15 protein-coding genes are annotated in these 20,402 nt (G+C 70.5%); 11 read left to right on the forward strand and 4 right to left on the reverse strand.

What is annotated here, in order from left to right:
• Positions 1-37 precede the first annotated feature (37 nt).
• Both JEK78_RS19430 and JEK78_RS19435 read right to left on the reverse strand, forming a co-directional pair.
• Positions 38-838, reverse strand: a complete 801-nt coding sequence (locus JEK78_RS19430; protein ID WP_200261445.1) for an MIP/aquaporin family protein — start codon at positions 836-838, stop codon at positions 38-40.
• Between the two features lie 328 nt (positions 839-1,166).
• Positions 1,167-1,931 (reverse strand): IclR family transcriptional regulator, encoded by a 765-nt coding sequence (locus JEK78_RS19435; protein ID WP_200261446.1) that lies wholly within the window; start codon positions 1,929-1,931, stop codon positions 1,167-1,169.
• A gap of 329 nt (positions 1,932-2,260) precedes the next feature.
• On the opposite strand from JEK78_RS19435, the gene metH reads away from it, so the two are divergent.
• The 3 genes from metH (at position 2,261) to JEK78_RS19450 (ending at position 8,696) form a co-directional block, all read left to right on the forward strand.
• Positions 2,261-5,770 carry a methionine synthase gene (gene metH, locus JEK78_RS19440; protein ID WP_200261448.1) on the forward strand — a complete coding sequence of 1,170 codons (3,510 nt, stop codon included), beginning with the start codon at positions 2,261-2,263 and terminating at the stop codon, positions 5,768-5,770.
• Between the two features lie 199 nt (positions 5,771-5,969).
• The gene (locus tag JEK78_RS19445) at positions 5,970-6,674 is read left to right on the forward strand and encodes an HAD family phosphatase (RefSeq protein ID WP_200261451.1); all 705 of its coding nucleotides are present in this window, start codon (positions 5,970-5,972) and stop codon (positions 6,672-6,674) included.
• 420 nt (positions 6,675-7,094) lie between these two features.
• Positions 7,095-8,696: an ABC transporter substrate-binding protein gene (locus tag JEK78_RS19450; RefSeq protein WP_200261453.1), complete on the forward strand. Its 1,602-nt coding sequence runs from the start codon at positions 7,095-7,097 to the stop codon at positions 8,694-8,696.
• A gap of 118 nt (positions 8,697-8,814) precedes the next feature.
• Here JEK78_RS19450 and JEK78_RS19455 read toward each other — a convergent pair whose 3' ends face one another.
• On the reverse strand, positions 8,815-9,486 hold the full coding sequence (locus JEK78_RS19455; protein ID WP_200261455.1) for a response regulator transcription factor: 672 nt from the start codon (positions 9,484-9,486) through the stop codon (positions 8,815-8,817).
• 63 nt (positions 9,487-9,549) lie between these two features.
• Positions 9,550-10,467 carry a RecB family exonuclease gene (locus JEK78_RS19460; RefSeq protein WP_200261457.1) on the reverse strand — a complete coding sequence of 306 codons (918 nt, stop codon included), beginning with the start codon at positions 10,465-10,467 and terminating at the stop codon, positions 9,550-9,552.
• A 163-nt stretch (positions 10,468-10,630) separates the two neighbouring features.
• Between JEK78_RS19460 and JEK78_RS19465 the strand changes: the two genes are divergently transcribed.
• From JEK78_RS19465 to prcA, 8 genes are all read left to right on the forward strand, one after another.
• On the forward strand, positions 10,631-12,244 hold the full coding sequence (locus JEK78_RS19465) for a site-2 protease family protein (protein WP_200261459.1): 1,614 nt from the start codon (positions 10,631-10,633) through the stop codon (positions 12,242-12,244).
• A gap of 47 nt (positions 12,245-12,291) precedes the next feature.
• Entirely contained in the window at positions 12,292-13,194 is a 903-nt protein-coding gene (locus tag JEK78_RS19470) for a tRNA (adenine-N1)-methyltransferase (RefSeq protein WP_200261461.1), read from the forward strand.
• Positions 13,195-13,388: 194 nt separating this feature from the next.
• Positions 13,389-13,967, forward strand: a complete 579-nt coding sequence (locus tag JEK78_RS19475; RefSeq protein ID WP_200261463.1) for a hypothetical protein — start codon at positions 13,389-13,391, stop codon at positions 13,965-13,967.
• 554 nt (positions 13,968-14,521) lie between these two features.
• Complete coding sequence (arc, locus tag JEK78_RS19480; protein WP_200261465.1) at positions 14,522-16,288, forward strand: proteasome ATPase; 1,767 nt, start codon at positions 14,522-14,524, stop codon at positions 16,286-16,288.
• A 231-nt stretch (positions 16,289-16,519) separates the two neighbouring features.
• A complete protein-coding gene (gene dop / locus JEK78_RS19485) occupies positions 16,520-18,031 on the forward strand; it encodes a depupylase/deamidase Dop (protein ID WP_347341192.1) in 1,512 nt (503 codons plus the stop codon).
• A gap of 165 nt (positions 18,032-18,196) precedes the next feature.
• Positions 18,197-18,415 (forward strand): ubiquitin-like protein Pup, encoded by a 219-nt coding sequence (locus JEK78_RS19490; protein WP_037777052.1) that lies wholly within the window; start codon positions 18,197-18,199, stop codon positions 18,413-18,415.
• 303 nt (positions 18,416-18,718) lie between these two features.
• Positions 18,719-19,564 (forward strand): proteasome subunit beta, encoded by an 846-nt coding sequence (prcB, locus tag JEK78_RS19495; protein WP_200261467.1) that lies wholly within the window; start codon positions 18,719-18,721, stop codon positions 19,562-19,564.
• A 65-nt stretch (positions 19,565-19,629) separates the two neighbouring features.
• Positions 19,630-20,388, forward strand: coding sequence for a proteasome subunit alpha (gene prcA, locus JEK78_RS19500; RefSeq protein WP_200261469.1), 759 nt, complete (start codon positions 19,630-19,632; stop codon positions 20,386-20,388).
• Positions 20,389-20,402 lie beyond the last annotated feature (14 nt).

A 20,402-nucleotide genomic window follows, 5' to 3' on the forward strand; every position in this document is an offset into this window, starting at 1 on the left:
TGTGCGCGGTGCGTCGGCCGGAGGGGCCGGTGCCCGCCTAGGCGAAGGCCACGTTGTAGACACCCGCGGCGATGGCGCTGCCGACGAGGGGGCCGGCGATGGGCACCCAGGCGTAGGCCCAGTCGGAGCCGCCCTTGTTCGGCAGCGGAAGCAGGGCGTGCACGATGCGCGGGCCCAGGTCGCGCGCCGGGTTGATGGCGTAGCCCGTCGGGCCGCCGAGCGACAGGCCGATCGAGACCACCACGAGAGCGACGATCAGGCCGCCGAGGACGCCCAGGCCGTTGCCCTCGTCGTTGAGGCCCTGCGTGAGCACGGCCAGGACCAGGACGAACGTGCCGATGATCTCCGTGCCGAGGTTCTGTGCCGCGTTCCGGATCTCCGGACCGGTCGAGAAGATGCCGAGCACCGGGCCCGCGCCCTTCTCGCGGGCCTCGACGGCCTTGGCCGTGGACTTCGCGTCCGCCGCCCGGCCCTCGCCGACGATCTCCTTGTCGGTGAGGTGGGCCCGGAACTGTCCGTAGTAGGCCAGCCAGACGAGCGAGGCGCCGATCATGGCTCCCAGCAGTTCGCCGGCGAAGTAGACCGGAACGTTGCTCCAGTCGCCGTCCTTGATGGCCAGGCCGACGGTCACGGCCGGGTTGAGGTGGGCGCCGGAGAGCGGCCCCGCCACGTACACGGCCGTCATGACGGCGAAGCCCCACCCGAAGGTGATGGCCAGCCATCCGGCGTTGCGCGCCTTGGAGGCCTTGAGGCTCACGGCGGCGACCACGCCGCCGCCGAGCAGGATGAGTATGGCGGTACCGATGGTCTCGCCGATGAAGATGTCGGAGCTGGACACCCGCGACTCCTTTGTCCTTCGTCCAGGAGGCCGAACCCCGGGTCCCACCGGAGCCTCGGCCCCCTCGGGGGTGAGAGCGATCCCGGCCCTTGGCGTTGTGACACTGTAACGCGTATTGCCGATAAGTGTTCGACAATGCCGACCGATGGACGGGAGTCTTGCCTCGGCGTCACGCACGCGTCAAGAGTTCTGTTGTCGAATGCGCGATCGTTATCGATCGCCCGACCCCACTGATCTTCGTCATGATGTGGCCGATATCTCATGCTGTGTGGAGTTTGTCCCGATTCAGCGTAGGACGCGAGAGGGCGACCCGCTCCGCGCCCCGGGCTCAGAAGCGTCCGGCCCCCAGGTCCCGCGACACCGCGCGGGCGCAGTCGCGAACCGCCGCGATCAGCTCGGGGCGCAGCTCTCCCCCCGGGCAGACCCGTTCCACCGCGCCGGTGACGCCTACCGAGCCGACGGGCATGCGCCGCCGGTCGTGGATCGGGGCGGCGATCGAGGCCACACCGTCCCAGGTCTCCTCGACGTCGGAGGCGTAGCCGCGAGCCCGGGTCAGATCCAGTACCCGCTCGAAGTCGTCGGGCTCGCGAACGGTGCGGTCGGTGAAGGCGGTGCGGTCGGATTCCAGCGCCTCGCTGCGCGCCACCGGGTCGTACGCCGCCAGGACCTTGCCCAGGGCCGTCGAGTGCAGCGGCTGCATGGCCCCGATCTCCAGGACCTGACGGCTGTCGTCGGGGCGGAAGACGTGGTGCACGATGAGGACGCCCCGCTGGTGCAGCACGCCCAGGTGGACGCTCTCCCCACTGGCCCGGGCCAGGTCGTCCGCCCAGACCAGGGCGCGCGCCCGCAGTTCGTGGACGTCCAGGTAGGTGGTGCCGAGGCGGAGCAGCTCCGCACCGAGCTGGTAGCGGCCCGAGGACTCCTCCTGCTCGACGAACCCCTCTTGTTGCAGCGTGCGGAGGATGCCGTGGGCGGTCCCCTTGGCCAGCCCCAGCGACGAGGCGATGTCCGACAGCCCGAGCCGCCGCTCTCCCCCCGCGAGCAGCCTCAGCATCGCGGCGGCCCGTTCGAGCGACTGGATGTTCCGTGCCATCGCCGTCATGCCTCCGTCCACTCGACCGCCGATTCGCGGTGCCGCTGCCGTCGTTCGGCAATGTCGAACACTACCGGTCGATGTCGACCTGCGGCCAACGCCAGGCGGAGACGGAACCGACCGCCGGCCCACGCCCTGCGCCGTCCGGTGGCCTCGCCTCCCTCCTCGGTGTGGTCCGACCCTGCCGCGAGCGGTCCGGCCCGTGGACACGCGGACCACGGGCCCCGCCTCCCGGCTACGCTGGCGAGGTGCGGCCCGCCCGGCGATCCCACGATCCGACCGGGCCGTCCGCAAAGCCGACAGCCGTCGCACGCAGAGGGAGCCCCTTCATGGCCTCGTCGTCCACCCCGCCCGCCAACCTCCCGGCGCGCGTCGCCGCGCTCCGAGAGGCCCTCGCCACCCGAGTGGTGGTGGCCGACGGAGCGATGGGCACCATGCTCCAGGCCCAGAACCCCTCGCTGGAGGACTTCCAGCAGCTGGAGGGGTGCAACGAGGTGCTGAACCTGACCCGCCCCGACATCGTCGGCTCCGTGCACCGCGACTACTTCGCGGTCGGAGTCGACTGCGTCGAGACCAACACCTTCGGAGCCAACCACTCCGCCCTCGGCGAGTACGACATCCCCGAGCGCGTCCACGAGCTGTCCGAGGCCGGCGCCCGAGTCGCCAGGGAGGCCGCCGACGAGTTCACCGCCGCCGACGGCGCGCCGCGCTGGGTGCTGGGCTCCATGGGCCCGGGCACCAAGCTGCCCACCCTGGGCCACGCCCCCTACGCGGTGCTCCGCGACGCCTACCAGTCCAACGCCGAGGGCCTGGTCGTGGGCGGCGCGGACGCCCTCCTCGTGGAGACCACCCAGGACCTGCTCCAGACGAAGGCCGCCGTTCTCGGCGCCCGGCGAGGCCTGGCCGCGCTGGGAGCCGACGTGCCGGTCATCGTCTCGGTGACCGTCGAGACCACCGGGACCATGCTCCTGGGATCCGAGATCGGGGCCGCGCTGACGGCGTTGGAACCGCTCGGGATCGACATGATCGGTCTGAACTGCGCCACCGGCCCCGCCGAGATGAGCGAGCACCTGCGCCACCTCGCCCGCCACTCCCGCGTCCCGATCTCCTGCATGCCCAACGCCGGGCTTCCGGTCCTGGGAAAGGACGGCGCGCACTACCCGCTCACCGAGGTCGAGCTGGCCGACGCTCAGGAGGCCTTCGTCCGCGAGTACGGGCTGGCCCTCGTCGGCGGCTGCTGCGGTACGACACCCGAGCATCTGAGGAGGGTGGTCGAGCGGGTCCGCCCCCTCACGCCGGCCCGACGCGAGCCGCGGCCCGAACCCGGGGCCGCCTCCCTCTACCAGGCGGTGCCCTTCCGCCAGGACACCTCGTACCTGGCCATCGGCGAGCGGACCAACGCCAACGGCTCCAAGAAGTTCCGCGAGGCCATGCTGGACGGCCGCTGGGACGACTGCGTCGAGATGGCCCGTGACCAGATCCGCGAGGGCGCGCACATGCTGGACCTGTGCGTGGACTACGTGGGGCGGGACGGAGTGGCCGACATGGCCGAGTTGGCCGGGCGTTTCGCCACCGCCTCCACGCTGCCCCTGGTCCTGGACTCCACCGAGATCGAGGTGATCCGCGCGGGACTCGAACGGCTCGGCGGTCGAGCCGTGATCAACTCGGTGAACTACGAGGACGGCGACGGGCCCGGGTCCCGGTTCGCGCGGGTCGCGGCACTGGCACGGGAGCACGGTGCCGCCCTGATCGCGCTGACCATCGACGAGGAGGGCCAGGCCCGCACCGCGGAGAAGAAGGTGGAGATCGCCGAACGGTTGATCGCCGACCTCACCGACAACTGGGGCATCCACGAGGAGGACATCCTCGTCGACTGCCTCACGTTCACCATCTGCACCGGCCAGGAGGAGTCGCGGGGCGACGGGGTCGCCACCATCGAGGGCATCCGCGAACTCAAGCGGCGGCACCCCCGGGTGCAGACCACGCTGGGCCTCTCCAACATCTCCTTCGGGCTCAACCCGGCGGCGAGGATCCTGCTGAACTCCGTCTTCCTCGACGAATGCGTCAAGGCCGGGCTCGACTCGGCCATCGTGCACGCCTCCAAGATCCTGCCGATCGCCCGGTTCGACGAGGAGCAGGTGGCGACGGCCCTGGACCTCATCCACGATCGACGGTCCGAGGGCTACGACCCGCTGCAGAAGCTGATGGCCTTGTTCGAGGGGGCGACCGCCAAGTCCCTCAAGGCGTCCAAGGCGGAGGAGTTGGCCGCCCTGCCGTTGGAGGACCGGCTGAAACGCCGGATCGTCGACGGCGAGCGCAACGGCCTGGAGGCGGACCTCGACGAGGCCCTCGGGGAGCGCCCGGCCCTGGAGATCGTCAACGAGGTGCTGCTGGACGGTATGAAGGTCGTCGGGGAACTGTTCGGCTCCGGCCGCATGCAGCTCCCCTTCGTCCTCCAGTCGGCGGAGGTGATGAAGACCGCCGTCGCCCACCTCGAACCGCACATGGACAAGAGCGACGAGGCGGGCAAGGGCACCATCGTCCTCGCCACCGTCCGGGGCGACGTGCACGACATCGGCAAGAACCTCGTCGACATCATCCTGTCCAACAACGGCTACAACGTCGTGAACCTGGGCATCAAGCAGCCGGTCTCCGCCATCCTCGACGCCGCCGAGGAACACCGCGCCGACGTGATCGGCATGTCCGGACTCCTCGTGAAGTCCACGGTGATCATGAAGGAGAACCTGGAGGAGCTGAACCAGCGCGGCATGGCCGCCGACTACCCGGTCATCCTCGGCGGCGCCGCCCTCACCCGTGCCTACGTGGAGCAGGACCTGCACGAGCTGTACGAGGGCGAGGTGCGCTACGCACGAGACGCCTTCGAGGGACTGCGCCTGATGGACGCCCTCGTCGGCATCAAGCGAGGCGTACCGGGCGTGACACTGCCGGAGCTGAGGCCGCGGCGGGTGCGCCCGACGGCCGCCACGCCGGAGGAGCGGCCGGAGGAGGGGCACGTGCGCTCCGACGTGGCCACCGACAACCCCGTGCCCGAGCCGCCCTTCCGTGGAACCCGGGTGGTCAGGGGCATTCAGCTCAAGGAGTACGCCACCTGGCTGGACGAGGACGCCCTGTTCAAAGGCCAGTGGGGGCTGCGGCAGGCGCGCGACGGCGGTGGTCCCGACTACCGGGAACTCGTCGAGACCGAGGGCCGACCCCGGCTGCGCGGCCTCCTGGATCGCCTCCAGACGGAGAACCTCCTGGAGGCGGCCGTCGTCTACGGGTACTTCCCGTGTGTCTCCAAGGACGACGACCTGATCCTGCTCGACGAACAAGGCCACGAGCGCACCCGCTTCACCTTCCCACGCCAGCGGCGCGGCCGACGCCTGTGCCTGGCGGACTTCTTCCGGCCGGAGGAGTCCGGCGAGACCGACGTCGTCGGTCTCCAGATCGTCACGGTCGGCTCCCGCATCGGCGAGGAGACCGCCAGGCTCTTCGAGGCCGATTCCTACCGGGACTACCTGGAGCTGCACGGCCTCTCCGTGCAGTTGGCCGAGGCCCTCGCCGAGTACTGGCACGCGCGGGTCCGCGCCGAACTGGGGTTCGCCGGGGAGGACCCGACGGCGATCGAGGACATGTTCGCCCTCGCCTACCGCGGCGCCCGCTTCTCCCTCGGCTACGGCGCGTGCCCCGACCTCGCGGACCGAACCAAGATCGCCGAACTGCTGCGGCCGGAGCGCGTGGGGGTGCGACTCTCGGAGGAGTTCCAGTTGCATCCGGAGCAGTCGACCGACGCCATTGTCATCCATCACCCGGAGGCCAAGTACTTCAACGCCAGGTGAGGCCCAAAGGGCGCCCGTCGCCCGCGCGGTCGACCCCGAGGCGGGGCCCGCCCGGCCTCGGCGGGGGCCATCGGTCCTCGCCCGGCACCGGGGCCGCCGGGGAGGCGTGCCCTCGCACGGCGACGTAGACTGGTCGGTCCAGCGCAGGCCGGTTCCCCTCGGGGGAGCCGGCCTGGTCGTCCCTCCAGGAGGTACGTGGATGACCAGTACCGCACCAGGGCAACGCGCCCGAGGCACCGGGGGCCCCTCGGACCTCCAGGCCGTGCTCCTCGACATGGACGGCACGCTGATCGACACCGAGGGCTTCTGGTGGGACGTCGAGGTCGAGGTCTTCGCCTCTCTCGGCCACACGCTGGACGACTCCTGGCGCCACGTCGTGGTCGGTGGCCCGATGAGTCGCAGTGCGGGGTTCCTGATCGAGGCGACCGGAGCCGACATCACCCTGGGCGAGCTGAGCACCCTGCTCAACCAGGGCTTCGAGCAGCGGATCGACGGCTCGCTGCCGCTGATGCCCGGAGCGGCGCGGCTCCTGGCCGAACTCCACGCGGGTGGGGTTCCCACGGCCCTGGTGTCGGCGTCGCATCGCCGGGTCATCGACCGCGCCCTGGAGTCCCTGGGAGCGCACCATTTCGCCTTGACCGTCGCCGGTGACGAGGTGTCGAGGACGAAGCCCCACCCCGACCCCTACCTGTCGGCGGCGGCCGGACTCGGCGCGATTCCGTCGCGCTGCGCGGTCGTCGAGGACACCGCGACCGGAGTCGCCGCCGCGGAGGCGGCGGGGTGCCGGGTGGTCGTGGTGCCCTCCGTGGCGCCCATGTCCCCGACCGTCCGCCGTACGGTCGTGTCCTCGCTTGAGGTGGTGGACCTGCCGTTCCTCAGGGGGCTGATGACCACCGCCGGGTGACCCGCCGTCTTCGGTTTGCCTGTCACCCTTCGAGTGAAGGCGGTGTCGGCGGGTGCCGGTCGGGCGCCCGCCGGCGGGCCTGCCACCGTAGCCGCCCCCACCTCTGGTGATCTGTGAGATTCACCACTCCGTGGGGGGTCCGCGAGGTCGTCCGGGTGGGCGTGCCGGTGTGGCGCGAGGTCGGGGGCGGTGACCATGTGTCCCGATTGGTGGAAGCCTGCGCCATACCTTCCCCTGTCGGGTTTTCCGTCTGTCCGCACCCGGTTTCGCAGCGTGATGGTCCTTCAATTCCGGCGTCCGCCAACGCTCCTGCGGGCGCGGACTAACCTCGTGGCGAATACCTCGCCCCGTTCCGTGCTCCCGCACGACACCCCCCGCGTGCCGGGTGCGCGAAACACGACAGCTGTGGAGAACCCGAGCATGAACCGCAAGACTTTGGTGCTGTCGGCCGTGGCCGGTCTGCTCGCCCCGGCCCTCGCCGGTTGCGGTGGGGCGAGCAGCGGCAGCGGTGATCGCGCGATCGTCGTGGGCACCACGGACCGGTTCACCGCCTCCTCGGACGCGCCCGCGCCCCTCGATCCGGCCTACGCGTACGACGTCGCCACCTGGAACGTCCTTCGTCAGACCGTGCAGACCCTCATGATCCAGCCGAGGGGTGGCGGGGACCCCGTGCCGGAGGCGGCGCAGGAATGCGGTTTCACCGACACCGGCAACGAGCGCTACAGCTGCACCCTCCGCGAAGGCCTGGCGTTCCCCGACGGCGACCCCATCACCGCCGCCGACGTCAAGTACTCCATCGACCGCGTGCTCTCCATGGAGGCGGACAGCGGTGTCTTCGCCCTGCTGTCCAGCATCGACACGATCGAGACCCAGGGTGACCGCGAGGTGGTCTTCCACCTGCGGACCCCGGACGCGACCTTCCCGTTCAAGTTGTCCACCCCGGTCGCCGGGATCGTGGACCCGGACGTCTACGAGAAGGACGAGCTGCGCGAGGGCCTGGAGGTCTCCGGCTCGGGCCCGTACACCATGGCGACCGAGACGGAGGACGGCGAGGTCGTGAAGACCGTCTTCACCCGCAACCCCCGGTACAAGGGGAGCCTGAAGCTGAACAACGAGAAGGTCGAACTGATCGCCTTCGACGACGCGGAGGCCATGGGAACCGCCCTGGAGGCGGGAGACATCGACATGATGACCCGGGTCATGTCCCCCGAGCAGGTAAAGACCCTTGGTGAGACCTCCACCGGCGACATCGACCTGGACGAGATGGCCGGCCTGGAGATTCGCTACCTGATCTTCAACACCAGCGCGGAGTCGGTGGAGGAGAAGGCCGTACGGCAGGCCGTGGCCCAGCTGATCAACCGGAGCGAACTCGTCGCCGAGGTCTACGGAACGCAGGCCGAGCCGCTCTACTCGCTCGTCCCCGCATCCCTCACCGGCCACACGAGCGCGTTCTTCAACAAGTACGGAGACCCCGACCGGGCCAAGGCCGAGGAACTGCTGGAGAGCGCCGGCGTCACCGCTCCCGTGCGGCTGACTCTGCACTACACCACCGACCACTACGGGTCGGCCACGGAGCGCGAGTTCGAGGTACTCAAGCGCCAGTTGAACGACAGCGGCCTCTTCGAGGTCGACATCGAGGGTGCCCCGTGGGACGAGTTCCGCCCGGCCGGCAAGGAAGGGGCGTACGACGTCTACGGGATGGGATGGTTCCCTGACTTCCCCGACGCGGACAACTTCCTCGCCCCCTTCCTCGACAAGGACAACTTCCTCAACTCGCCCTACAGCAACAGCTCCGTCAACAACACCCTCATCCCCGAGTCCCGGCGCGCGGCGGACCGCGTATCCGCCGTGGGCAGTCTGACCCGCATCCAGGACATCGTCGCCGAGGACGTGCCGATGTTGCCGCTGTGGCAGGGCAAGCAGTACGTCGCGGCCCGGGACGACGTGACCGGCACCGTCTACGCGCTCAACTCGTCGGCCACACTGCAGCTGTGGGAGCTGGGACGCGGCGTCGGCGGATGACGGCGACGCCGGGAGGTTCGCTCCGCCGCCGCGGCCGGTGGCGGACCGAACCCCGGTGCTTCGCCGCCTCGCCTCGGCCATTGGGCCACGACGGTGGTCGGCGAGGCCCCGATAGGCCCTATCGCGCCCGGGGGCGCACCAACCCGCACTCGTAGGCGTACACCGCGGCCTGCACCCGGTCGCGCAAGCCGAGCTTGGTGAGCACGTGGCCGACATGGGTCTTCACGGTCGTCTCGCTGACGAACAGGTCCGCCGCGATCTCCGCGTTGGACAGGCCCTTCGCGACCAGCTTCAGCACGTCGAGCTCGCGCTCGGTCAGCGCCGTGAGGATGTCCGGTTCCGGTGCCTCGCCGGAGGGCAGGTGTGCGGCGTACTTGTCGAGCAGGCGCCGAGTCACGCTGGGTGCCAGCATGGCGTCACCCGACGCCACCACCCGGATCGCCCGCACCAGCTCGCCCGCCGGGGCGTCCTTCAGGAGGAAGCCGCTCGCCCCGGCCCTGAGAGCTTCCACCACGTATTCGTCCAGGTCGAAGGTGGTCAGGACCAGTACGCGCGCCGGACCGTCCCGTTCGGGGCCCGAGATGCGTCGGGTGGCCTCCACGCCGTCCATCCGGGGCATGCGGATGTCCATCAGGACCACGTCCGGTTGGAGGGCCCGGACCTGCTCCAGTGCCTGGACGCCGTCGCCGGCCTCTCCGACGACGGCGATCTCCTGCTCGGCTTCGAGGATCATCCGGAAGCCGGTACGCAACAGGGGCTGGTCGTCAACCAGCAGGACGCGGATGGTCAAGTGGCTCTCCTTCGCTCGGCCGGCCCATTCTGCCTTGTCGCGGCGGTGCCGGCGCGGCCCGGTTCAGCCGGTGCGCGTGGGGGCCTCCGGCCGGACCGGCAGTGGATACGCGGGAGGTGTGCCGCCGAACTCGGGGCAAAGGGCCTGGTGGTCGCACCAGTCGCACAGTCGGCTCGGCCGAGGGCGCCAGTCGCCCGTCGCGGTCGCGCGCCGGATGGCGTCCCACAGCGCCAGCAGTCTGCGCTCGACCCGTTCCAGGTCGGCGAGCGTGGGGTCGTGGGTCACCAGCTCTCCGCTGCCGAGGTAGACCAGTTGCAGCCGCCGGGGGACCACGCCCTTCAGCCGCCAGACCACCAGCGCGTAGAACGTCATCTGGAACAACGCGTCTTCCGCGAACCGCGGCCGTGGGGCCTTGCCCGTCTTGTAGTCGACGATGCGGACCTCGCCGGTCGGTGCCACGTCCACGCGGTCGATGATCCCGCGCAGCCGCAGCCCCGAGTCCAGCCGCGTCTCCACGAACAGCTCACGCTCGGCGGGCTCCAGACGGCTGGGGTCCTCCAGGGCGAACCAGCGCTCGACCAACCGCTCCGCCTCCGCGAGCCAGCGTGCCAGGCGCCGGCCGTCCGGGTCGTCCCGGAACAGCTCCCCGACCTCGGGCCGCGTCTCCCGCAGCCGCTGCCACTGGCCGGGCAGCAGGTCCTTGGCGCGCGGTGGGGTCCGCTCCGCCGCGGGGGCGTCGAACAGCCGCTCCAGCACGGCGTGCACCAGGGTGCCCCGGGTGGCCGCCTCGCTCGGCTTCTCCGGCAGCCTGTCGATCACCCGGAAACGGTAGAGCAGGGGACACCGCAGGAAGTCGGCGGCCCGGGACGGCGACAACGACGTGGGCGCGGTCGCCGGGGCGGGGGCGGTCCCGCCCTCCTTCGGCGTTCCCTCCGCCGGCCCCGAGTCCGCCGTCCTGGCACCGTCCACGCTCGTCTCCATGCCCCAGACCCTACGGCCCCGCGCCGACAGCGAAGCCGTCGCGTCGGTCGCCGAGGCGAGCGCCGGGGGTGCCGGGGCGGATGGGCGGGCGGGGGCCGCATACCATCGACAGCAGACCCTTCCGTCCGACAGGTCGGGAGACGTTTCGAACGAGGGGACAGGCGTGGATGTGAGCGGCCGGAGTGGGCAGCCGCGGTCCGAGGGCGACGGACCGGACGAGCACCGCGCGGGGCCCGCCGCCCCGGCCGCCGGTCCCGAGGACCGCGATCCGAGGCCGTCCGGTGGCCTGGCGGGCCGCCACCCCGAGCCGCCATCCGAGGGCTCCCGGGCCCCTGAGGAGGAACGGGGTCGGGCGGCCCGCGAGGAGCGCGCAGAGGGTGACCCTGGGGAGAGCGCGAGAAGCGAGGCCGACGGTCCCACCGGCACCGGACGTTCCCCGGGCGAAGGGGAGAGCCGCCCCGCGAAGAGCGCGGCCGAAGCCGAGGGCTCGGCCGCGCGGCCCGGGCCCGCCGCTCCCTCCGAGAGCCTCCCGGACGCGGAGCCTCCGGTGGGCGTCGCGCCGGGGTCGCCGCCGCCCGGTGGCGACCCGGAGGCGACACGGAGCCCTCGTTCCGCCCGCGGGGGCGGGCCCGGCGGCGGCATCCTGATGGGGCGCCCCTTCGGGGTGCCCGTCTACGTCGCGCCCAGCTGGTTCCTGGTCGCCGCCCTCATCACCTGGGTCTTCGGCGGCCAACTGGAACGCGTGCTGCCGGAGCTCGGCGCGGCCCGCTACCTGGTCTCGTTGTTCTTCGCCGTCGCCTTCTACGCCTCGGTGCTCGTGCACGAGCTGGCGCACACTCTCGCCGCGCTCCGTTTCAAGCTCCCCGTCCGCCGGATCCAGCTGCAGTTCTTCGGAGGCGTCTCGGAGATCGAGAAGGAGGCGGAGACGCCGGGGCGCGAATTCGTCCTGGCCTTCGTCGGTCCGCTGCTGTCCCTGGTGCTCGCGGGTGTCTTCCATCTCGCGATGCGCCCGGTCGAGCCCGGCACCGTCCCCGGGGTCCTCCTCGCGGGCCTGATGATCTCCAATCTGATCGTCGCCGCGTTCAACCTGCTTCCCGGGCTGCCGCTCGACGGCGGTCGGATGCTGCGCGCCGTCGTCTGGAAGGTCACCGGGAAGCCGATGAGCGGCACGGTGGCGGCGGCCTGGGTGGGCCGCGCCCTCGCCGTGGCGGTCCTGATCGGCCTTCCCCTGCTCACCCACTCGGGGGCGCTGGGCGCGGACGCCGTGGACAACGTCGGCATGGACACCGTCATGGACGCGCTCCTGGCGGCCATCCTCGCCGCGATCATCTGGACAGGGGCCGGCAACAGCCTCCGCATGGCGCGGCTGCGCGAGCACCTGCCGGAGCTGCGGGCCCGCAACCTCACCCGTCGGGCCGTTCCGGTGGAGGCGGAGACCCCGCTCTCCGAGGCCCTTCGGCGGGCCAACGCCGCAGGCGCCCGGGCCCTCGTGGTGGTCGACGGTGAGGGCAGGCCCGAGTCGCTGGTCCGGGAGACCGCCATCGTCGGCGTGCCCGAGCACCGCCGTCCCTGGGTCGCCGTGGGCGGTCTGGCCCAGCCCCTCACCGACGGCATGAGCGTCTCGGCGGAACTGGGCGGAGAGGAACTCCTGGACGCCCTGCGTGCCACCCCGGCGACCGAGTACCTGGTGGTGGAGGGCGGCGGAGAGATCTACGGGGTCCTGTCGGCCACCGATGTCGAACGCGCGTTCGTGAAGGCCATGGCTCGCCCCAGCTGACCGGCGGCGTGGTCGGGGGCCCCCACGCGGACCGGTACGCTGGTCACATGTCCGAACCGACCGGTGCCGCGCGCAGGCGCGGGCTCTTCACGGTCGGGGACCAGGTTCAGCTGACCGACCCCAAGGGTCGCCACTACACGTTCACGCTCGAAGCGGGGAAGAACTTCCACACCCACAAGGGTTCCTTCTCGCACGACGAGCTGATCGGCGCCCCCGAGGGCAGCGTCGTCCGCACCACCGGGAACGTCGCCTACCTCGCGCTGCGCCCCCTGCTCCCCGACTACGTCCTTTCCATGCCCCGCGGGGCCGCCGTCGTCTACCCCAAGGACGCCGGTCAGATCCTCGCCTTCGCCGACATCTTCCCCGGTGCGCGGGTGGTCGAGGCCGGGGTCGGCTCCGGCTCGCTGAGCAGCTTCCTGCTGCGTGCCGTGGGCGACCACGGCATGCTGCACTCGTACGAGCGCCGCGCCGACTTCGCCGACATCGCCAAGGCCAACGTCGAGCGCTACTTCGGGGGTCCGCATCCGGCCTGGCGGCTCACCGTCGGCGATCTCCAGGACCGTCTGTCGGAGACGGACGTCGATCGGGTCATCCTCGACATGCTCGCTCCCTGGGAGTGTCTGGAGGCCGTCTCCAAGGCCTTGGTCCCCGGCGGCATCCTCTGCTGCTACGTCGCCACCACGACCCAACTCGCCAGGACCGTCGAGTCCATCCGCGAGTTCGGCTGCTTCAACGAGCCGACGTCCTGGGAGACGATGATCCGGAATTGGCACGTGGAGGGTCTCGCGGTCCGCCCGGACCACCGGATGATCGGCCACACCGGCTTCCTCCTCACGGCCCGGCGGCTGGCCGATGGCGTGGAGCCCCCCATGCGTCGCCGCCGCCCCGCCAAGGGCGCCTACGGCGAGGACTACACCGGCCCCAACGCGGATGGTGGCACCGGCCGCTGAGGCGGCCCCACCGCTCCGCTCCCGAGAGCGCCTCAACGCCCGGCCACCGCAGCCGGTTTCCCGAAGGACGAGGGGAACACCGCGACGACGGCCGGGCGTTCGGCGTCCATGGCCACCCCGGCCTCCCCCCGAGTCGCACCGTGTGGCAGCATGCTGGCCACCCCACCGGCACGCCCTCACAGGAGAGGCTCCTCGTGCAGCACCCCGTCGTTCCGGAGCTCGCGCACGCCCGCCCTCGCGCCTTCCACTGGGTCGTCACCGCCACGGCCGTCGCCGCTGTGGTGGCCCTCTCCTCCCTGCTCCGGCCCGACGCCGTGACGACCGCGCACGCGGCCGACCGCGCGCCCCGGGGCGAGGCGGGAGCCCCCGATCCGGCCGCGGTCGACTTCCCGCTGGACTGCGGCCCGGTCGAGGTGGCGGTGGTGCGGAAGGCCGTCGGAGACATCGACGGCGACGGGCACCCCGAGACCGCGGCCGTCGTCCACTGCGACGCTCCCATGGGCACGCCACCGCAGGGTCTGTACGTCCTCGCCGAGGGCGCCGGCGGGCCCCGGACCGTCGCCACCCTCGTGGACCCCGCCGAGCTTCGAACCGTCTCCGAGCTGACCATCCGCGGGGGGGACGTCACCGCGACGCTCCTCGGCTATTCATCGGCCGACGTGCCCCGTTGCTGTCCCGACACCGAGGACGAGCTGAACTGGCGTTGGGAGGGCGGCGCGTTCGTGCGCACCGCGGCCGGGCCTTCCCCGGTTCTCCGCACCGTGGTGTCCTGACGATCCGAGCCGAGAGTGAACGACACGACCGAGATTGGTCACTCAAAGTGAGCGAATGGCGGTTTTTCGGTCACTCCGAGTTCGGGGCGGACGTACCGGCGCTGTCCTGAAAGCGACCCGCGGTCCGGAGCGCTCGTGTCGACGGCTCGGCGCGAGGAGCCACCCGGACGGCGCGGAGAGGGAGCGGTTCGACGTGCGCCGCGGGCGTCCGACGTCCGTGTCCCGTCGCTCCGACCTGGGCTGGGCCACCCCCGTCGGTTCGGACGGCCGCGCGCCGGCGGGTCGCCGACTCCGGGACCCGGTGGTCCACTCGGGATGTCGCCGGACTCGTCCCGCCTCCCGGAATCCGGCCGGATCGGGCGGGTGTTGAACGGATCCGCCCGTCCCCGGCCGGGGTTCCCGGCAATTTCCCTGGGTATTTCCCTGGCGTGAGGGAGAGCGCAAGGGTGAAGATCGGACACACCCCGACCGTCTTTGTGATCTAGGGGTTTCAATCGACACCCGCCCAGGTAGGGTCTGGAAGCGTCCAGCTCCCCTTGGAGGAGGTGAGGACCGTGGCAGCCCACGACGACGACATGAACCGCGGCATCCGCCCGGGACACGGGTCCGACGACCCGACCGGGCAGATCGCCTACCTTGAGCAGGAGATCGCCGTCCTGCGGCGCAAGCTCGCCGACTCTCCGCGACACACGAGAATCCTCGAAGAGCGGATCGTCGAGTTGCAGACCAACCTGGCCGGCGTGTCCGCCCAGAACGAGCGGCTCGCCAACACACTCCGTGAGGCCCGCGATCAGATCGTGGCGCTCAAGGAGGAGGTCGACCGTCTCGCCCAGCCTCCGGCCGGCTTCGGCGTCTTCCTCGAAGCCGCCCAGGACGGCACCGCCGACATCTTCACCGGCGGTCGCAAACTCCGAGTCAACGTGAGCCCCGGGGTGGACACGGCCGAGCTACGGCGGGGGCAGGAGGTGATGCTCAACGAAGCGCTCAACGTGGTCGAGGCCATGGAATTCGAGCGGATCGGCGAGATCGTCACGCTCAAGGAGATCCTCGAGGACGGCCAGCGGGCCCTCGTCCTCGGGCACACGGACGAGGAGCGGGTGGTGCGCCTCGCGGAGCCGCTCCTGGACGTCACCATCCGTGCCGGCGACGCCCTGCTGCTGGAGCCGCGCTCCGGGTACGTCTACGAGGTGGTGCCCAAGAGCGAGGTCGAGGAACTCGTTCTCGAAGAGGTCCCCGACATCGGATACGAGCAGATCGGTGGTCTGGGAAACCAGATCGAGATGATCCGCGACGCCGTCGAGCTTCCCTACCTCTATCCGGACCTGTTCAAGGAGCACGAGCTGCGCCCGCCCAAGGGCGTCCTGCTCTACGGCCCCCCCGGGTGCGGCAAGACTCTCATCGCCAAGGCCGTCGCCAACTCCCTGGCGAAGAAGGTCGCCGAGGTCACCGGCCAGGCCGCCGGCAAGAGCTTCTTCCTCAACATCAAGGGTCCCGAGCTGCTCAACAAGTACGTGGGCGAGACCGAGCGCCAGATTCGCCTGGTCTTCCAGCGGGCCCGTGAGAAGGCGGGGGAGGGCACGCCGGTCATCGTTTTCTTCGACGAGATGGAGTCGCTCTTCCGTACCCGGGGATCCGGGGTCAGCTCGGATGTGGAGAACACCATCGTCCCGCAGCTTCTCGCCGAGATCGACGGGGTCGAGGGGCTGGAGAACGTGGTCGTGATCGGTGCCTCCAACCGCGAGGACATGATCGACCCGGCGATCCTGCGGCCCGGTCGCCTCGATGTGAAGATCAAGATCGAGCGTCCGGACGCGGAGGCGGCCCAGGACATCTTCGGCAAGTACCTCACCGAGCGTCTCCCGCTGCACGAGGACGACCTCAAGGAACACGCCGGAGACAAGGGATCCACCGTTCAGCGGATGATCCAGACGGCGGTGGAACAAATGTACGCCGAGAGCGAGGAGAACCGCTTCCTCGAGGTCACCTACGCCAACGGCGACAAGGAAGTCCTGTACTTCAAGGACTTCAATTCCGGCGCTATGATCGAGAACATCGTCGGGCGCGCCAAGAAGATGGCGATCAAGGACTTCCTGGAAAAGAATCAGAAGGGCCTTCGCGTCTCCCATCTCCTCCAGGCATGCGTGGACGAGTTCAAGGAGAACGAGGACCTGCCCAACACCACCAACCCGGACGACTGGGCCCGGATCTCCGGAAAGAAGGGCGAGCGGATCGTCTACATCCGTACGCTCGTCACCGGAAAGCAGGGCGCGGACACGGGGCGCTCCATCGACACGGTGGCGAACACCGGTCAGTACCTGTAAACGGCAGGTGGCTGCGGGTGCCCCCGGCGGGTACCCGCAGTCGGCGTTTTCAGGGCACGGTTGGAGCAAGGCAATGACGCAAATGATCTCCCCACCGGCGCAGCGGCGTTCTAGGCTCTTCGGTACCGCCGAGTCGCGCAGTGCGGGGACGGGCACCGCACACGCAACCGAGCGCCAGCGGTACTTGAGCGGCGTCCACGACCGAGGTCGCCGCCGGGCAAGGAGGGCCGCATGACCGTACGCCGAGTGATGGGCATCGAGACGGAGTACGGGATCTCCGTCCCCGGTCACCCGAACGCCAATGCCATGCTCACCTCGTCCCAGATCGTCAACGCCTACGCGGCGGCGATGCACCGGGCCCGCCGGGCCCGCTGGGACTTCGAGGAGGAGAATCCGCTGAGGGACGCGCGCGGCTTCGACCTCGCACGCGAGGCCGCCGACGCGACTCAGCTGACCGACGAGGACATCGGGCTGGCCAACGTCATCCTCACCAACGGCGCGCGGCTCTACGTCGACCACGCGCATCCCGAGTACAGCGCCCCGGAGGTCACCAACCCGAGGGACGCGGTGCTCTGGGACAAGGCCGGCGAGCGGATCATGGCGGAGGCCGCCGACCGGGCGGGCCGGCTGCCCGGCGCGCAGCCGATCCACCTCTACAAGAACAACACCGACAACAAGGGCGCCTCGTACGGCACGCACGAGAACTACCTGATGCGACGGGAGACCCCGTTCTCCGACATCGTGCGGCACCTGACCCCGTTCTTCGTGTCGCGCCAGGTCTTCGCCGGTGCCGGGCGGGTCGGTGTCGGTCAGGACGGTCGCGAGAACGGATTCCAGCTCAGCCAGCGTGCCGACTACTTCGAGGTCGAGGTCGGGCTGGAGACCACTCTCAAGCGCCCCATCATCAACACCCGGGACGAGCCGCACGCCGACGCCGAGAAGTACCGACGACTTCATGTGATCATCGGCGACGCCAATCTCTCCGAGATCTCGACCTACCTCAAGCTGGGCACCACCGCCCTCGTCCTCTCCATGATCGAGGACGGCTTCATCGCCGTGGACCTCGCGGTGGACCAGCCGGTGCGCACCCTCCACCGCGTCTCCCACGACCCCACGCTCCGACGACTGGTCACCCTGCGCAGTGGCCGCACGCTCACCGCCGTCCAGCTCCAGATGGAGTACTACGAGCTGTCGCGCAAGTACGTCGAGGACCGGTTCGGTGCCGACGCCGACGACCAGACCAAGGACGTGCTGACCCGCTGGGAGGACACCCTCAACCGACTGGAGAACGACCCCATGAGCCTGGCGGGCGAGCTCGACTGGGTCGCCAAGCGGGAACTCCTGGAGGGATACCGGCGCCGCGACGGGCTCGACTGGGACGCCCCGCGCCTCCATCTCGTGGACCTTCAGTACGCCGACGTCCGTCCCGACAAGGGCCTCTACAACCGTCTGGCGTCCCGAGGACGGATCCGGCGCATCCTGGAGGAGTCGGAGGTGGAGCGGGCTCGCACCCGGCCTCCCGAGGACACCCGGGCCTACTTCCGAGGTCGATGCCTCGACCAGTACGCGGACGACGTCGCGGCGGCATCCTGGGACTCCGTGATCTTCGACCTGCCGGGTCGGGACTCGCTCCAGAGGGTCCCCACCCTGGAGCCCCTGCGCGGGACACGCGAGCACGTCAAGACGCTCCTGGACCGGTGCCGTACCGCGGAGGACCTGGTCAAGGTGTTGTCGGGGAACTGAGGTCCCCGGGTCCGCGGGCGGCCGGGTGACGGACGTCGTGGGCGGGAATCATGGAGACGGTCCCCGTGCGTCGGAGCGACAGCGGGGCCATCGTCGGATCGGACGAGTAGGGTCTGATCTCGACCTAGCAAGTGTGTGTCGGGCGAACCGAGCGGGGTGAGGGTGATGGCGACCAAGGACACCGGCGGCGGCCAGCAGAAGGCGACGCGTTCCACCGAGGAGGTCGAGGAGCAGGCCCAGGAGGCGCAGGCCGCGGAGGACCTCAAGGAGCGCCAGGAGAAGCTCAGCGACGACGTGGACTCCGTCCTGGACGAGATCGACGACGTGCTGGAGGAGAACGCGGAGGACTTCGTGCGGAGCTTTGTCCAGAAGGGCGGAGAGTAGCGCTCATCGAGCGTCGGGGCGGGGCTCGCGCGACCCCACCCCGACCCGTCCGTCCCCCGGGCCCGCGCCCCGGGGGAGATCCGGGGCGCGGGCGGGGCGTCTTCGGGAGCCCCGACACCCACGACCTCGTGCCCGAGGTCACCGGCCGATGCCCGGGTCCTCTCCCGTGGATCACGGTCTTCGGGCGGGTAGGGTCCCACACAGCAGCGTGCCGCACCGGCGCCCCGGCGTCCGGGGTGTCGGTCGGCGGAGACCAGGCCCCGACGCAGCCGATCCGGCTGCCGACCCTTCGGAAGGAAACTCGTGGAAGCCGACACTCGTAGCTCCGGGCGGCTGCCGACCGCCTTCCTGGCGCCGGGCTCCTCCTCCTTCATGGACTTCCTCGGGGAACACCGCCCGGGGTTGCTCCCCGGGAACCGGCCACTGCCCCCGACGCGCGGAGCCGTCGAGGCCCCGCACGGGACGACGATCCTGGCGGTCACCTTTCCCGGAGGCGTGGTGCTCGCCGGAGACCGTCGGGCCACCATGGGCAACATCATCGCCCAGCGCGACATGGAGAAGGTGTTCCCGGCGGACGAGTACTCCGCGGTGGGCATCGCCGGCACGGCGGGGCTGGCCGTGGAGATGGTCAAGCTCTTCCAGTTGGAGCTGGAACACTTCGAGAAGGTCGAGGGGGCCCAGCTCTCCCTGGAGGGCAAGGCGAACCGTCTGTCGACGATGATCCGGTCGAACCTCGGCATGGCGATGCAGGGGCTCGCGGTGGTCCCGCTCTTCGCGGGATACGACCTCGACCGGGACCGGGGTCGCATCTTCTCGTACGACGTGACGGGGGGCCGCTCGGAGGAGCACAGCTTCGCGGCGACCGGCTCCGGTTCGCTGTTCGCGCGTGGCGCGATGAAGAAGCTGTTCCGCGAGGACCTGAGCGAGCAACAGGCGACCACGCTGGTCGTCCAGGCCCTCTACGACGCGGCCGACGACGACTCGGCCACCGGCGGGCCCGACGTCGCGCGGCGGATCTACCCCGTCATCACCGTGATCACCGACGAGGGGGTCCGGCGGCTGACGGAGGAGGAGTCGTCACGCCTGGCCAGGGAGGTGCTGGAGCGCAGGCTCCGGGAGCCGGACGGCCCGCGGGCGGCGCTCCTCTAGCGGCGAAGGCCGTGATTGTCTTGTCAGGTGGTCCAATCGTTCCGACGGAAAAGGACGGGTAACCGGTGTCGACGCCGTTCTATGTCTCACCTCAGCAGGCGATGGCCGATCGCGCGGAGTACGCGAGAAAGGGCATCGCACGGGGGCGCAGCCTGGTAGTGATGCAGTACGCCGACGGCATCGTGTTCGTCGGGGAGAACCCGTCCCGCGCACTGCACAAGTTCAGCGAGATCTACGACCGGATCGGCTTCGCCGCCGCCGGCAAGTACAACGAGTACGAGAACCTGCGCATCGGTGGCGTCCGCTACGCCGACCTGCGGGGGTACACGTACGACCGGGAGGACGTGACCGCCCGCGGGCTGGCCAACGTCTACGCCCAGACGCTGGGCACGATCTTCTCCAGCGCCGGCGAGAAGCCCTACGAGGTGGAACTGGTCGTCGCCGAGGTGGGGGAGACCCCCGAGGGCGATCAGATCTACCGTCTGCCCCACGACGGGTCGATCGTGGACGAGCACGGCTCGGTGGCCGTGGGGGGCAACGCCGAGCAGATCAGCGGGTTCCTGGACCAGCGCCACCAGGACGGCATGACGCTGGCCGAGGCGCTTCGGCTGGCCGTGCAGGCGTTGTCGCGGGACACCAACGGCGGGCAGCGGGACATCCCGGCGGAGCGACTGGAAGTCGCCGTCCTGGACCGGACGCGGCCCCGCAAGCGGAAGTTCAAGCGGATCGTGGGGCCCCGGTTGTCGAGGTTGCTGTCCTCCGACACGACCGCGGACTCCACTCCGGGCGGCGACGCCGACGACGCCGAGTCCCCGGAGGACTGACGCACCCCCGGTCG

Origin of the sequence: Streptomyces sp. HSG2 (assembly GCF_016598575.1) — a bacterium.
GTDB lineage: Bacteria > Actinomycetota > Actinomycetes > Streptomycetales > Streptomycetaceae > Streptomyces.